Below are 14,323 nucleotides of genomic sequence, written 5' to 3'. Positions count from 1 at the left end.
AAGTTTCATTCTATGCACAAGGAATCCCCCTCATATAAAGGGGGATTCCTTATGATTGTTCTTTTAACTTTTTCAACGCCTCTGCAGCAGCTTGTTGTTCTGCCTCTTTTTTTGACTTACCGCTACCAAGACCAAGAGCCACGCTATTTAATGTAACACGTGACACAAATTCTCGATTGTGAGCAGGTCCTTTTTCTTGCAAAATTTGATACTCAATATTACCGCTACCATCACGCTGAATTAATTCTTGTAATTGACTCTTATAATCCATCACATGAGAAAAAGCACCTTCATTAATTTTTGGATATACGATTTCTTTTAAGAATCCCCACACTGTATCCAATCCTTGATCAAGATAAAGGGCACCAATAAACGCTTCAAAGACATCCGCTAATAAGGCCGGTCGTTCACGCCCACCTGTCATTTCTTCACCTTTTCCTAATAGAACGAGATTCCCAAATGACAATTCATTCGCAAAGCGGACAAGAGATGGCTCACACACAATAGCTGCACGTAACTTCGTTAGTTCTCCTTCGCTCATTGTCGGATATTTTTGAAACAAATACTGCGATACAGTTAGTTCTAATACAGCGTCTCCAAGAAATTCAAGACGTTCATTGTCTTCATGTGGCTTTTTTCGATGCTCATTCACATACGATGAATGCGTAAATGCTTGAATCAATAATTTTTCGTCTGTAAACGTAATACCTATTTTTTGTTGAAACATTTTAAAGACTTCACGATATTTTGTTTCATATTTTTTTTCTCTATATTTTCGGTACGGCATAGGTCCCTCCAGATATAAGCCGAGAAAGCCCCGCTATAAAACGGGACTTCACTCAAACATTATAGATGACTCTCTATGTAAGTCACAGCATCGCCAACAGTAGCAATTTTTTCTGCTTCTTCATCAGAAATTTCCATTTCAAACTCATCTTCTAATTGCATTACAAGTTCAACTACATCTAGGGAGTCTGCACCTAAATCTTCTTTAAAGCTTGCAGCTGGTACTACTTCTGTTTCTTCTACTCCTAAACGATCCACGATGATTTTCGTTACACGCTCTAAAACATCTGCCATAATTCATTCACCTCCCCTCAAATATTATATTAAATATTTCACAAAAAAACTAGGTGAAATCGTTTCTTTTATTACATTACCATACCGCCATCAACATGTAATGTTTGTCCTGTAATATATTTGCTGTGATCAGCAGCAAAAAACGTTACAGCATTCGCAATATCTTGCGCTTCTCCAAACTTAGCAGCAGGGATCAATTTCAACATTTCTTCTTTTAAGTTTTCTGCTAGTACGTCCGTCATATCGGTAGCAATAAATCCTGGCGCAATGGCATTTACAGTTATATTTCTACTAGCTAATTCTTTAGCAGACGTTTTTGTCAATCCTATTACACCCGCTTTTGCAGCAACGTAATTTGCTTGACCAGGATTTCCTGTAACACCAACAACAGAAGCAATATTAACAATACGGCCGTGACGTTGACGCATCATATAGCGAGATACGGCTTTCGTACATAAGAATACACCTTTTAAGTTTGTATTAATAACTGTATCCCATTCTTCTTCTTTCATACGCATTAATAAATTATCTCTTGTTACACCTGCGTTATTTACAAGAATATCAACTTGTCCAAATGTGTCTACAGTTTGTTTTACCATATTTGCAACATCTTCACCATTAGCAACATCAGCTCTTACTGCGATTGCTTCTGAGCCAAGCTTTTTTATTTCATCGACTACTTCATTTGCTTTTTGTTCATTACCAGCGTAGTTCACTACAACCGTCGCACCTTGCTTCGCTAAATCAATTGCAATTGCACGACCAATCCCGCGTGATGCACCTGTTACTAATGCTACTTTCCCTTTTAACATCCGCTTTCTCCTCTCAAATTTGAAATGGTATCTCTCAATGTCTCTTCATCATATATCGCATATACTTTCACAGATGGAGCGATTGATTTCATAAGACCAGCTAGCACTTTTCCGGGTCCAATTTCAATAAATGTATCTACCCCTTGTTCTACCATACGTTCAATCGATGGGTACCATAAAACAGGTGAATAAAGTTGTTCAATTAGTTTTTCTTGAATATCCGTACTACGTGTAATGCAATCTGCCGTAACATTTGCGATAACCGGAATTTTTGCATCTTGAATTGCAATTTCACTTAGTACGCCTTGAAACTTCTCAGCAGCTGGCTTCATTAATGAAGAATGGAATGGACCGCTCACTCGAAGTGGAATTGCACGTTTCGCACCATTTTCTTTCGCTTTTTGAGATGCAAGTTCTACACCTTGTTTTGTTCCAGATATAACAATTTGCTTCGTGCTATTCATATTAGCAACTTGCACCGGATATCCTTCATTCGTCACTTCTTCTGTAACTTGTTTCAGAACATCTGGATCCGCTCCTAAAATAGCAGCCATTGCTCCTTCTCCACTCGGCACAGCTTCTTCCATATATTCACCACGTTTTCTCACAGCATACACAGCATCATCGAATGTCAATGCTCCAGCTGCTACAAGCGCACTATACTCACCCAAACTATGTCCTGCCACATAGTCTGGTGTAATATCATATTCTTTCAAAGCTGTTAAAATCGCAAAACTTGTCGTCAACAATGCAGGCTGTGCATTTGTCGTTAATGTCAGTTTTTCCTGCGGCCCTTCAAAAATCACCTCTGAAAGAGACTCCTGTAAAACTTCATCTGCTTTTTGAAATACTTTTGCAACCTCTTTATAATTCTCTGCTAACTGTCTACCCATTCCAACTGCCTGTGAACCTTGGCCCGGAAAAAGAAATGCTAGTTTTCCCATTTCAAATCCTCCTCTTATTGAAGCGGCTCTTTCTCCATTACACTTGAAATAGTAGGAATTACTTCTTTCGCTACCATCTCTCTCGTTTGACGAATCGCACTGAATATCGATTGATCATTAGAAGAACCGTGAGCCTTAATGACTGGAGCTTTTAATCCAAATAATGCTGCTCCGCCATACTCCGAATAATCCATTTTATCTTTTAATACCATAAGTTTTGGTTTTAATACTGCTGCTGCTAATTTACTTGTAAATGAACTCATTAATTGTTCTTTTAGCATAGAGAATAACGCAAGTGCTGTTCCTTCTAATGATTTTAATGCTACATTTCCAGTAAAACCATCACATACAACTACATCCGCTACACCTTGTAGTAAATCTCTTGATTCAATATTTCCAACAAAGTTAATCGGTGCATCTTTTAACATAGCAAATACTTGTTTTGAAAGGTCGTTTCCTTTCCCATCTTCTGTACCAACATTTAAAAGTCCAACACGTGGATTTTGAATCCCTCTTACTTTTTCAGCGTAAACAGAACCCATAACCGCGTATTGATATAAATGAATTGGTTTTGCGTCGACATTCGCTCCAACATCTAGCATAACAAAGCCTTCTCCATCAACAGTTGGCATTGTGGGTGATAAAGCAGGTCGTTCAATCCCTTCCATACGTCCTACCACAAACAATCCAGCAGCCATTAAAGCGCCTGTGCTACCTGCTGATATACAAGCATCTGCTACACCTTCCTTTACTTGCTGTGCTGCAAGTACCATTGAAGCTTGTTTTTTACGGCGAACAGCTCTTACTGGTTCATCCGTTGCTTCAATCATTTCGTCTGTATGAAGTATAGTAATACGCTCTTCATTTGTTAAATGCTGACGAATTTCTTCTTCTTTCCCTACTAGGGTAATATGTAAATCCGAATATTCCTTAATAGCTTTCATTGCTCCTAATACTACTGCTTTTGGAGCGTGATCGCCACCCATTGCATCTATTGCGATTTTCATAAATTGTTACCTTCCTCACTATAATTACTAGATCGATACATTTCAAAAGTGCCTGAAAAAACAAGTTCTTCACCAACAAAGCTACGCACTTTGACAACCGTCCGTCCTTTATCATTCTCCACATCTTCAACGCGTGCTTTAGCAACAACACGTTCTCCTAATTTTACAGGACGAATATATCGAATGGTAGACTTTGCAGTTAAAGCTAGTTCTTCATCAATAACTGCAACAGCTAGTGAGTTTGCTTGAGCAAATAAATGATGCCCACGTGCAATTTGATTTCTTTTAAATACATGCTCCACCTTTACTTCGAAAATGGAAATTGCATGCCTATCTAATTCTATATCAATAATTTCGCCAACTACTTCTTCTAACGGCAAAGATTTCACATCTTCTTCATGCTGGCGTGTCGCTACATGTTTAATTCGTTCTCTTAACTCCGGAATGGATAACTCCATTCGATCAAGACGAACTGTTTGTATACTTACTTGAAACTGCTCTGCTAACTCTTCATCCGTTATAAACGGATTTGTTTCTATTGTTTGTTGCAATAACGCTTGTCTTTCTTTCTTGCTTTTTCTCTTTTTCATACCGCACCATCCATTTTTATGACTAGGTACTAACAGTAGTATATAATCATTAAAAGTAGAATGCAACAAAAAATTTCGCACATTCGACTTTTAATCAAGCTTTTCTCCTTGAAACACACCTGTTCCTTCAAGATATACGCGAAGCGATGCATACTGTTCATTATGCCAAAACGCTTCTGAATCAACCAGTATGGCTGCATCTTGTCTCGCTGTTTCCAATGCTCGATAATCATGTACCATATCAGCTACCTTAAACTCTGGCAGACCACTTTGCTTACTTCCAAAGAAATCTCCAGGACCACGTAATTCTAAATCTTTTTCTGATAATACAAATCCATCATTTGTTTCCGTCATAATGCGCATTCGCTCTTTTCCAGTCTCCGATTTCGGATCTGCAATTAACAAACAATACGACTGCTCACTTCCACGACCAACACGTCCTCGAAGCTGATGCAATTGCGATAAACCAAAGCGCTCCGCATCATAAATTACCATAACTGTTGCATTTGGCACGTTAACACCAACCTCAACTACCGTTGTCGAAACAAGAATTTGCACTTTATTTTCACTAAATTGCTCCATTACCTCTTCTTTTTCTTGAGAAGATAGACGCCCATGCATTAATCCAACGTGAAACTTCCCTTGATAGTGATGAATCAGCATACTATGCAAATCAATTGCATTTTGCACATCAAGCTTCTCAGATTCTTCAATAAGCGGACAAATGACATAAGCTTGTCTCCCCTTCTTCACTTCCTTTTCTACGAATCCAAGAACACGCTCTAACATATCATGTTTTGCCCAATACGTTTCAATCACTTTACGCCCAGCCGGCATTTCATCAATAATGGAAACATCCATTTCTCCAAAAGCAGTAATCGCCAATGTACGCGGAATTGGTGTCGCTGTCATAAACAACACGTCCGGACTTTCACCTTTCTCTCGTAAAACACGGCGCTGCGCCACACCAAAACGGTGTTGTTCGTCAGTAATAACCAGTCCAAGCCTATGGAAAATGACCTCATCCTGAATTAAAGCATGTGTCCCAACAAGAATATCTATTTCTCCTTGTTCAAGTTTCGCTAAAATCTCACGACGACGTGCCCCTTTAACTGAACTTGTTAATAATTCCACATTCATATTAAAATGAGAGAATGTCTCTGCTAGCGATTGATAATGTTGCTCAGCTAGAATTTCTGTAGGGACCATTAACGCGCCCTGATAATGCGCAAGTTTCGCTGCATAAAGAGCAATTGCAGCTACGACCGTTTTTCCCGCCCCAACATCTCCTTGTAATAACCGATTCATTCGGTAAGGAGACTCCATATCCTTCATAATCTCAGAAACAACACGGCGCTGCGCACCAGTAAGTGGGAATGGAAGCGCATCAGTGAATTCTTCTAATTCTTTCATTGAAATCTCTTTTTTCGTTCCCTTCGAACTCTCTCTTTCAATTTTACGCAACGCTTGCATTTTGAGCTGGAATAAGAAAAATTCCTCATATACAAATCGACGACGTGCCTGTTTTAAATCTTCTTGACCAACCGGGAAATGCAGTGCCCGAAGAGCTTCATATCGAGGTAACAACTTGTAACGACTTAGCAAACCACCTGGTAATACTTCAGTTATAGAGTTACCGTATTCTTTTAAAGCTTGCGCAATAAAACGACGCATTTGTTTTACTGTTAATTTCCCTTTTACTGAATACACAGGTTCCACTTCTTGCTGGCGTACGACTGGACCAAAATGAAGCTCGGATACAGAGATTGTTTGGCGATGCTGATCCCATTTACCAGTAATCGCCACCGTTTCATCAAGTTTTAATTTTTGCTTATAATATGGTCTGTTAAAACATACAGCCGTAATTAAATAACGGCCAACAAGTACACGAACAGTAAGGCGCGACTTCTTCTTCCCATAATATTGTAATAAAGGAGCACTATGTACTTTTCCTTCCACCGTTACACGCTCTTCATGCTTCACATCTGCCAAATCTTTCATCGCATAGTCTTCATAACGGTACGGAAAATGCTCTAATAGATGAGAAACTGTATAAATCCCCATCTCATGTAATAATTCAGATGTCTCTCCTCCGATTCCCTTTACATCCGTAACAGGAACTTGCACAATTTCATTCAAGATTTTCACGCTCCGTCACATCATTTTCTTCATTTCATTCTCATCTTATTTCATAGCATTCTATTCACATCTCATTTACAACGATTACCTACTTCCTATAGTAATCGCCCTCTTTCACCTTTTCTATTTTATCATAGGCGTTTTAAAAGAGACTACTCTTACACAACAGTCCAAGGTTTATCTATTACAATTATAGTGAAGAAACTTATAGAAGTTATACACGAAAGAAAAGAGCCTTACTATAACAGTAAGGCTCTTTTTATCATCAATATGCTAGCCTTTTGAATAAGAATCACAGGCAATATATGTCATGCGTTCTCGCTCATTAGCAAGTAAATAATCTATCCCTTAGGAAAACTTCATCTTATTCTACAGAGAAAATGAAAGAATATACAGGTTGATTTCCTTGATGAACTTCTACCTCTACATCTTCAAACTTCTCTTCTACAAATGAAACTAACTCTGCAACTTCTTCATCTGCTGCATCTTCACCTTGCAAGATTGTTACGATCTCAGAATCTTCATCAATCATACTTTCTAGCAACTGCTTCGCTGCACCTACTTTTTTAGCATTTGTAGATACAATCTTTCCATCTGCAATGCACATGAAATCATCTTTTTGAATTGATACGCCGTCAATTTCCGTATCACGAACTGCATACGTAACTTGACCTGTTCTCACATGCGCAAGCGCTTCTTTCATATTCTCTTCATTTTCTTCTAGCGTTCCAGCTGGGTTAAATGCTAACATAGCTGCCATCCCTTGCGGAACAGTTTTCGAACGCACTACAATAACTTCTTGATCAACAACAGAGGCAGCTTGTTCTGCAGCCATCACAATATTGCCATTGTTCGGCAAAATGATAATTTTTTCAGCATTCGCCTCTTCAATTGCTTTCACGATATCCTCCGTGCTTGGATTCATCGTTTGACCACCTTCGATAACTTGTGTTGCACCAATGCTCTCGAATAAGTTCTTAATTCCAGACCCCATTGCTACAGTTACAATACCATATGGTTGTTTCTCTTTCACTGGAGTTACCTTCTCAGGCGTTGTTACTGGATCGTCTAATAACGCAGTATGCTGTTCACGCATATTTTCTACTTTAATCTTAATTAAACTACCATAACGTTGACCATAGTTCATCGCATCTCCCGGATGCTCCGCATGAATATGAACTTTTACGATTTCATCATCTGATACAACAAGTAGTGAATCACCATATACGCTAATATCTTCACGGAATTTTTGTTCTGAGAAATTATGTTCCTTTACTTTTTCAGGCTCTAATTTCACCATAAACTCCGTACAATATCCATATTCAATATCTTCTGTACTCAATTGGCTTTGTACACTACGGTGATGCTCCGCACGTACCATTTCATTCATAGATGGTTGCGCCGGTACATCAGAAGAAATTGTTTCTCCTTTTAAATCAGCTAAAAAGCCTTCATATACAACTACAAGACCTTTACCACCGCTATCTACAACGCCAACTTGTTTTAATACAGGTAATAAATCCGGCGTACGATTTAACGATGCATTCGCTTCTTTTACAACGTCCTCCATAAACAAAACAAAGTCGCGCTGTTTTTTCGCAACTGTGACTGCATATTTACCCGTTTCTCTTGCAACTGTTAGAATCGTTCCTTCAATCGGCTTCATAACCGCTTTATACGCCGTTTCTACACCAGCTTCTAAAGCTGCCGCAAAATCAACTGTTGTTAATTCTTCTTTTTGTTCAATGGATTTAGAGAAGCCACGGAACAACTGAGATAAAATAACACCTGAGTTACCGCGAGCTCCCATTAATAATCCTTTTGCTAAACTTACGCCGACTTTACCAGCATGCTGTGAAGGGTTTGCTTTCACTTCACGCGCACCTGAAGTCATTGATAAATTCATATTTGTACCGGTATCGCCATCTGGAACTGGAAAAACGTTTAATGCATCAACAAGCTGCACATTGTTTGTTAAATTATTCGCTCCTTGAATAATCATTTGTGATAAACGTTTTCCATCAATTTTTTGAATTGACACAGATTTTCCTCCTTAATGCACATTACAAGTTTATTACTTTAACTCCTTGTACGTAGATGTTTACAGAATCTACTGCTAGTCCTACCGTTTGGTCTAATGTATATTTCACTTTCGTTTGGACGTTATGTGCTACCTCTGAAATTTTTGTACCATAGCTCACAATAATATACATATCAATATGTACTTCATCTTCGTCTTTACGAACAATAACGCCTCTAGTGAAGTTTTCTTTTCGTAAAATTTCTGTTAATCCATCTTTTAATTGATTTTTTGAAGCCATACCAACGATACCGTAGCAATCTACCGCGGCACCTCCAGCAATCGTTGCAATTACATCTGTACTAATATCAATTTGACCGTACTTCGTTTTAATTTCAATTGACATCTCGTTTCCCCCTTCATAAATGGTGAAAGTGAGCTAGACTACTTTAATTACTATCATATAATCTTTTCAAAGAAAATTCCATCGTTCTTTCTTTTCGCTCTCATATTTTGTACTCATTATTACAATTTTCCATGACGAGCAAAATAGTCCATTGTTATTATACAACATGTATCACTATAATATGTCAAGTGATTTTTCTTGATTTCTACTTTTCTTTACTGACATTTAGTGTCAAGTAATTTTTCTTGATTTCTTTTTTATACACTGTTGCATTCTCTTTTTAGTTGTGTTAAATTATAGTAGTGTTTTTAGCATCGCATAAAAGACTAACATTGAAAAATTACGTATGGTAAGGTAGTTAAGGGAGGGAAATATAGATGGCTCGTGTTTGTGCTATTACTGGAAGAAAAGCTCGTTCTGGTAACTCTCGTTCTCACGCAATGAACGCTACAAAACGTAAATGGGGCGCTAACCTTCAAAAAGTTCGCGTACGCATCGACGGTAAAGTTCAACGTGTTTACGTTTCTGCTAGAGCATTAAAATCTGGCAAAATCGAACGTGTTTAATAATAAAAAAAAGAGCCACTAGGCTCTTTTTTTATTATCACCATGAAAAAAGCACCATTAATGGTGCTTTTTTAGTCCTTTTTAAAGGTATTTAACACCGCGCGAACAATTCCACCAAGAAATTTAGGTAACTTAATTGTATAAAATCTCATGGTTTCCCTCCTAATCCCCATTACTCCACTTGTTTACTATATGATGCAAGTAGCAAAAGTGTTTCTTCAATCCGTGCTTCTTATCACCATTAATATGCCAGAAGTAAATGAAAAAGTACCTTTTTCCGCAACGAGTTCATTACTAATACAAAGCGTCGATCCCCATTCTATCGTTTTATCAGTGAGAGGATATTTAAAACCACGAAGTGTAATACCTTTTACAATTTCCGTAACAGGCACAAAAGATACGTATGGAAATTGCTCCTTTTCTTCAATTATATATGTACCTACTTTTTTTACAGAGATTTCATTTTTATTATCGACGATATACATTTCAGTATATGCTTCCAGCCCTTTTAAAAGCATCTGTATGTTCGCTAATCCATGATCAAGCCTTCCACCTGTAGCGCCAAAAATACGAATCAAATCCGGTTTTTGCTCCAATGCCCAATGAATTGCAATTTCTAAATCCGTTTGATCTTTTTCGCGCGGAACAATATGCAACTCATCTGTCTGTTTTTGCATCCACGCTAATTCTTCATCTGTAACTGAGTCATAGTCACCAAATGCAACTGTTGGCATGATTCCTCTTTGTAATAAACGATATACACCACGGTCAACTGCCGCCCATACAACTTCCTCATTTTCATACCGAGATAAATCAGCGCAGTACTCCTCAGGCCCTCCAGCTAGTATATGAATAATCATCTTTTCTTCCCCTTCTATAGAAAAAGACAATCTGCCAGTCGGTAGATTGCCTTTTTCACATTTTTCCCGTTCTAACAGGTCATGAAAGTTTTCTTACATCTATTCCTTATCCACGAATTACGCGAATTGCCTCACCGCGGTCTTTTTGATTATATACTGCTGATCCAGCTACAAGGACATTTGCTCCAGCTTCTACACAAAGTCTCGCAGTCTCAGCGTTTACACCACCATCAACTTCAATTTCTACTTGTAAATTACGCTCTTTGACCATTTCTGCAACTTGTTTAATTTTCGGTAATACAGAATGAATAAACTTCTGTCCGCCAAATCCTGGATTTACTGTCATAAGTAATACCATATCAACATCTTCTAATACATGTTCAATCATTGACACTGGTGTATGCGGGTTTAATACCACTCCCGCTTTGATATCATGTGATTTAATTAATTGAATCGTACGATGTAAATGTGAACATGCCTCTACATGGACAGTAATAATATCCGCTCCAGCCTTCGCAAAAGTAGGGATATAATTATCAGGATTTTCAATCATCAAATGTACATCTAATGGTAAGGATGTAATTGGACGAATTGCCTCTACAATTAGCGGACCAATTGTAATGTTCGGAACAAAATGTCCATCCATTACATCAACATGGATATAATCCGCTCCGCCTTTTTCTACATCTTTAATTTCTTCCCCTAATTTTGAAAAATCTGCTGATAAAATCGATGGTGCAATTTTAATCATGACTAATACCTCGGCTTTCTCTCTCTAATTTCTTCTACGAATTGTTTATAATGTTCGTAACGATAATCGGTAATCTTCCCTTCCTCTACCGCAGCTTTCACCGCGCATTTTGGTTCAGAAAGATGTGTACACCCTCTAAATTTACAGTATTGACTCTCTTCTTTCAACTCTGGAAAACAATATGTAAGATCTTCTACTTCTATATCGATAAAATCAAGGGAACTAAACCCCGGTGTATCTGCTACCAGACCACTTCCAACCGAAATCAATTCTACGTGTCTTGTCGTATGCTTACCACGCCCTAAATGCGAAGAGATATCATTTGTTTTCAGTGCTAAATCTGGGCGTAATACGTTTAACATGGATGATTTTCCTACACCAGATTGTCCTGCAACCACTGATACACAACCTTCTAAAAATGGTTTTAAAATATCAATACTTTCCGATGTGTTGATTGAAGTAAATAGCACATCATATCCCATTTCACGATAATCCTTTGCATAAGATTCAACGGTTTCTCGCATCTTTTCACTAACTAAATCCATTTTACTAATACAAATAATCGGTTTAATGTTATGATATTCAATTAAAACCAGAAATCGATCTAACAATCCAGGGTTAAAATCTGGTTCAACTGCCGAGAAAACAAGGATTGCTTGATCAACATTGGCGATTGGCGGTCTAACAAGTTCATTCTTTCGCTCAAAAACCTCCAAAACATACCCTTCATTCGGATTCTCTGCTTGAAAAACTACTTGATCTCCTACAAGCGGTGTAATTTTATTTTTTCTGAATACACCACGACCGCGGCATTGTGTAATACCACCTTCATGCTGCACATAATAAAAACCGCTTAAAGCTTTTATAATTTTTCCTTCTGCCATATAACTCTCCTTTATTCTATATAAAATGAAATGATTATCAGTCCCTGATCAAGTAGGGTTATATATATTATTAACCCTCTCTCAAAATTTCGAGACGGAGTAATGGGATAAGACTGATTGTTTACCAGTTTAGATTACCCTTTATTCCTACTTTACTTTTAGGCTGTTCTTCTATTTCAAATCACAACTTCTCGTCCTTTTTCTACCCACGTTAACAGCATAACAGGCACGAGTAACAAATTCCACTGTCCATACAAAGAAGGTGGAATCCACTAAATGGAGACACACCTTTACTCGGCCGGATATGGCACTTCTTTATCAATGATTGTTGTTCCATCTCGAACAATCTTATAATGTCCTTTTGTTCCTTCTTGAATCACAAATTCTAAAGAAATAGTAGTTGATTCCGTTATCGTTCGTGTTTCAATCGGCTTATCCATTTTTTGCGCCATATCTTCTTTATAAATTTCTATTGTCTGCGGCTTTTTCTCACCTTCTACAGGAGATTCATATGGGATTGCAATATTATCAACTTTTACAGTCTTCGTTACTTTCGGTTTTGGCCCATCTGATATAGTAACCGTTACTTTATCTCCTTCTTTTAAAGGTGTTCCCGGTTTTGGTGATTGCGAAATCACTAAACCTTTCTCAACTGTATCTGAATACTCTCTTTTTATATTAGAGATCAGTTTATTTTCATTCAAATAGCTATTCACATAATTTTCGGTCCAACCTGAAAAATCACCAAGCCTAATTTGATAAGGCCCCTTACTTATCCAAACTTTCACATCTTGCTCTGCTTCCACAATCATTTGATCAGCCGCTGGACTCTGGTCTAAAATTTGACCTTTCGGTTTATCGCTTTCAATATAGGATGGAACAATAATTTTATATTTTCCTTCTAATTCGTCCTTCAAGCTCTCAAAATCTTTTCCGATTAAATTACTCATTTTGTTCTTTTTTTTCCCACCGGATTGATAGATTGTGATTTTAGAACTTTCCTTTACAACTCTTCCTGCTACTGGATTTGTTTTAATTACTTTCCCAGCTTCAACATCATCTGTATAAACAATGTTAGGCTCAGCAACTTCAAATCCTTTCTCAACAAGAGCATTAACAGCAGTCTCATACTTCATACCAGATACATCCGGGATTTTCACATCTTTTGGTATAAAGAATCCTGGAATTACAGTAAGAGCTAACGTTATACCAATTGCTAAAAGTAAAAATGTTGTAATTAGTACTTTCAACCATTTATTACTTCGCTTTTTTTCTACCTTTGGTTTGGCTTCTTCATTTTTTATCTGTCCATCGGCTTTGTTTCCATTCAATACAATTGTTTCATCACTTACATTTCCAAACAATTGCTCTTGTTGAATAATCGGAATGGCCTTCGTCGCTTCCATATCTTCCGGTATATAAAACGGTTGTTCATTAATACGTTCTGGATATAGCGCTGTTTCAACATCTCTCTTCATCGCATTAGCAGACTGATACCGATGAAACGGATCTTTTGCAGTTGCTTTTAAAATAATATTTTCTACACTTTGTGGAATATCTGGATTCCAACGTTTTGGAGATGGTGTTTCATTCTGTAAATGTTTTAAAGCTATCGCAACCGCAGACTCTCCTGAAAATGGTTGTCGCCCTGTTAACAATTCAAACATTACAATTCCAAGTGAATAAATGTCTGATTGTTTATTCGCTATCCCTCCGCGTGCTTGCTCTGGAGACAAATAATGAACCGAACCAAGCACTGAGTTCGTATGCGTTATCGTCGTTGCACTTGTAGCTGTCGCAATTCCAAAATCGGTTACTTTCACAACTCCATCATTCCGAATTAGAATGTTATGTGGCTTTATATCTCGATGTACAATTTCAAAATGATGAGCATGTGCCATTGCAGATGTTAACTGTTCCATAATATCAAGAGCTTCTCCTATAGGTAACATTCCACGCTGATTTATATATTGCTTCAATGTTTGCCCAGGTACATACTCCATAACAAGATAATAAATCCCATCTTCTTCACCAACATCATACATACTCACAATATTCGGATGCGACAACGTTGTAACAGATTGCGCTTCTCGATGGAAACGTTTGATAAACTCATCATTATTTGCATAATCGAGTCGTAATATTTTTACCGCTACATCCCGGCCCAGTATATCATCATGAGCCAAATATACATTGGCCATTCCTCCGCCACCAATCATTTTCAGTAGCTTGTAGCGGTCATTTAGGCGTTTTCCAATCAGCAC

15 protein-coding genes are annotated in these 14,323 nt (G+C 37.8%); 1 reads left to right on the top strand and 14 read right to left on the bottom strand.

Annotated elements, in window-relative coordinates; genetic code table 11:
* Window positions 1–49 precede the first annotated feature (49 nt).
* The 9 genes from rncS to HRG09_RS15830 all read right to left on the bottom strand — a co-directional run bounded on the left by rncS (window position 50) and on the right by HRG09_RS15830 (window position 8,998).
* Entirely contained in the window at window positions 50–787 is a 738-nt protein-coding gene (rncS, locus tag HRG09_RS15870; protein WP_174101811.1) for a ribonuclease III, read from the bottom strand.
* A 59-nt stretch (window positions 788–846) separates the two neighbouring features.
* On the bottom strand, window positions 847–1,080 hold the full coding sequence (gene acpP, locus HRG09_RS15865) for an acyl carrier protein (RefSeq protein WP_000786063.1): 234 nt from the start codon (window positions 1,078–1,080) through the stop codon (window positions 847–849).
* 71 nt (window positions 1,081–1,151) lie between these two features.
* Window positions 1,152–1,892: a 3-oxoacyl-[acyl-carrier-protein] reductase gene (gene fabG / locus HRG09_RS15860; RefSeq protein ID WP_174101810.1), complete on the bottom strand. Its 741-nt coding sequence runs from the start codon at window positions 1,890–1,892 to the stop codon at window positions 1,152–1,154.
* Window positions 1,886–2,836 (bottom strand): ACP S-malonyltransferase, encoded by a 951-nt coding sequence (gene fabD, locus HRG09_RS15855; protein ID WP_174101808.1) that lies wholly within the window; start codon window positions 2,834–2,836, stop codon window positions 1,886–1,888. The genes fabG and fabD overlap by 7 nt, the downstream gene beginning before the upstream one ends.
* A 14-nt stretch (window positions 2,837–2,850) precedes the next feature.
* Window positions 2,851–3,843 carry a phosphate acyltransferase PlsX gene (plsX, locus tag HRG09_RS15850; protein WP_174101806.1) on the bottom strand — a complete coding sequence of 331 codons (993 nt, stop codon included), beginning with the start codon at window positions 3,841–3,843 and terminating at the stop codon, window positions 2,851–2,853.
* Complete coding sequence (gene fapR / locus HRG09_RS15845) at window positions 3,840–4,433, bottom strand: transcription factor FapR (protein ID WP_174101804.1); 594 nt, start codon at window positions 4,431–4,433, stop codon at window positions 3,840–3,842. The genes plsX and fapR overlap by 4 nt, the downstream gene beginning before the upstream one ends.
* Before the next feature lie 90 nt (window positions 4,434–4,523).
* Window positions 4,524–6,572 (bottom strand): ATP-dependent DNA helicase RecG, encoded by a 2,049-nt coding sequence (gene recG / locus HRG09_RS15840; protein ID WP_174101803.1) that lies wholly within the window; start codon window positions 6,570–6,572, stop codon window positions 4,524–4,526.
* 364 nt (window positions 6,573–6,936) lie between these two features.
* Complete coding sequence (locus tag HRG09_RS15835) at window positions 6,937–8,613, bottom strand: DAK2 domain-containing protein (RefSeq protein WP_174101801.1); 1,677 nt, start codon at window positions 8,611–8,613, stop codon at window positions 6,937–6,939.
* A 22-nt stretch (window positions 8,614–8,635) separates the two neighbouring features.
* Window positions 8,636–8,998 carry an Asp23/Gls24 family envelope stress response protein gene (locus HRG09_RS15830; protein WP_000021111.1) on the bottom strand — a complete coding sequence of 121 codons (363 nt, stop codon included), beginning with the start codon at window positions 8,996–8,998 and terminating at the stop codon, window positions 8,636–8,638.
* A 377-nt stretch (window positions 8,999–9,375) separates the two neighbouring features.
* Between HRG09_RS15830 and rpmB the strand changes: the two genes are divergently transcribed.
* The gene (rpmB, locus tag HRG09_RS15825; protein WP_000124776.1) at window positions 9,376–9,564 is read left to right on the top strand and encodes a 50S ribosomal protein L28; all 189 of its coding nucleotides are present in this window, start codon (window positions 9,376–9,378) and stop codon (window positions 9,562–9,564) included.
* Between the two features lie 71 nt (window positions 9,565–9,635).
* Here the strand turns inward: rpmB and spoVM are convergent, their stop codons facing one another.
* The 5 genes from spoVM to pknB all read right to left on the bottom strand — a co-directional run bounded on the left by spoVM (window position 9,636) and on the right by pknB (window position 14,323).
* Complete coding sequence (gene spoVM / locus HRG09_RS15820; protein WP_001213600.1) at window positions 9,636–9,716, bottom strand: stage V sporulation protein SpoVM; 81 nt, start codon at window positions 9,714–9,716, stop codon at window positions 9,636–9,638.
* A 66-nt stretch (window positions 9,717–9,782) separates the two neighbouring features.
* Window positions 9,783–10,424, bottom strand: a complete 642-nt coding sequence (locus tag HRG09_RS15815; protein ID WP_174101799.1) for a thiamine diphosphokinase — start codon at window positions 10,422–10,424, stop codon at window positions 9,783–9,785.
* 106 nt (window positions 10,425–10,530) lie between these two features.
* Window positions 10,531–11,175: a ribulose-phosphate 3-epimerase gene (rpe, locus tag HRG09_RS15810; RefSeq protein WP_174101797.1), complete on the bottom strand. Its 645-nt coding sequence runs from the start codon at window positions 11,173–11,175 to the stop codon at window positions 10,531–10,533.
* A gap of 2 nt (window positions 11,176–11,177) precedes the next feature.
* Window positions 11,178–12,059 carry a ribosome small subunit-dependent GTPase A gene (gene rsgA / locus HRG09_RS15805; protein ID WP_174101796.1) on the bottom strand — a complete coding sequence of 294 codons (882 nt, stop codon included), beginning with the start codon at window positions 12,057–12,059 and terminating at the stop codon, window positions 11,178–11,180.
* Between the two features lie 290 nt (window positions 12,060–12,349).
* Window positions 12,350–14,323 (bottom strand): Stk1 family PASTA domain-containing Ser/Thr kinase, encoded by a 1,974-nt coding sequence (gene pknB, locus HRG09_RS15800; protein WP_174101794.1) that lies wholly within the window; start codon window positions 14,321–14,323, stop codon window positions 12,350–12,352.

It is taken from the genome of Bacillus sp. Xin1, from assembly GCF_013314535.1.
Taxonomy (GTDB): Bacteria; Bacillota; Bacilli; order Bacillales; family Bacillaceae_G; genus Bacillus_A.
Note: the sequence above shows the minus strand (reverse complement) of the source record. Positions and strands in the feature narration are given on the sequence as shown.

Excerpts from the sequence above, each read along its gene's own strand:
- HRG09_RS15830 (WP_000021111.1), bottom strand. The coding sequence starts at position 8,998 with ATGTCAATTGAAATTAAAACGAAGTACGGTCAAATTGATATTAGTACA.
- fabG (WP_174101810.1), bottom strand. The coding sequence starts at position 1,892 with ATGTTAAAAGGGAAAGTAGCATTAGTAACAGGTGCATCACGCGGGATT.
- rncS (WP_174101811.1), bottom strand. The coding sequence starts at position 787 with ATGCCGTACCGAAAATATAGAGAAAAAAAATATGAAACAAAATATCGT.
- HRG09_RS15815 (WP_174101799.1), bottom strand. The coding sequence starts at position 10,424 with ATGATTATTCATATACTAGCTGGAGGGCCTGAGGAGTACTGCGCTGAT.
- fapR (WP_174101804.1), bottom strand. The coding sequence starts at position 4,433 with ATGAAAAAGAGAAAAAGCAAGAAAGAAAGACAAGCGTTATTGCAACAA.
- rpe (WP_174101797.1), bottom strand. The coding sequence starts at position 11,175 with ATGATTAAAATTGCACCATCGATTTTATCAGCAGATTTTTCAAAATTA.
- rpmB (WP_000124776.1), top strand. The coding sequence starts at position 9,376 with ATGGCTCGTGTTTGTGCTATTACTGGAAGAAAAGCTCGTTCTGGTAAC.
- rsgA (WP_174101796.1), bottom strand. The coding sequence starts at position 12,059 with ATGGCAGAAGGAAAAATTATAAAAGCTTTAAGCGGTTTTTATTATGTG.
- acpP (WP_000786063.1), bottom strand. The coding sequence starts at position 1,080 with ATGGCAGATGTTTTAGAGCGTGTAACGAAAATCATCGTGGATCGTTTA.
- fabD (WP_174101808.1), bottom strand. The coding sequence starts at position 2,836 with ATGGGAAAACTAGCATTTCTTTTTCCGGGCCAAGGTTCACAGGCAGTT.
- plsX (WP_174101806.1), bottom strand. The coding sequence starts at position 3,843 with ATGAAAATCGCAATAGATGCAATGGGTGGCGATCACGCTCCAAAAGCA.
- spoVM (WP_001213600.1), bottom strand. The coding sequence starts at position 9,716 with ATGAGATTTTATACAATTAAGTTACCTAAATTTCTTGGTGGAATTGTT.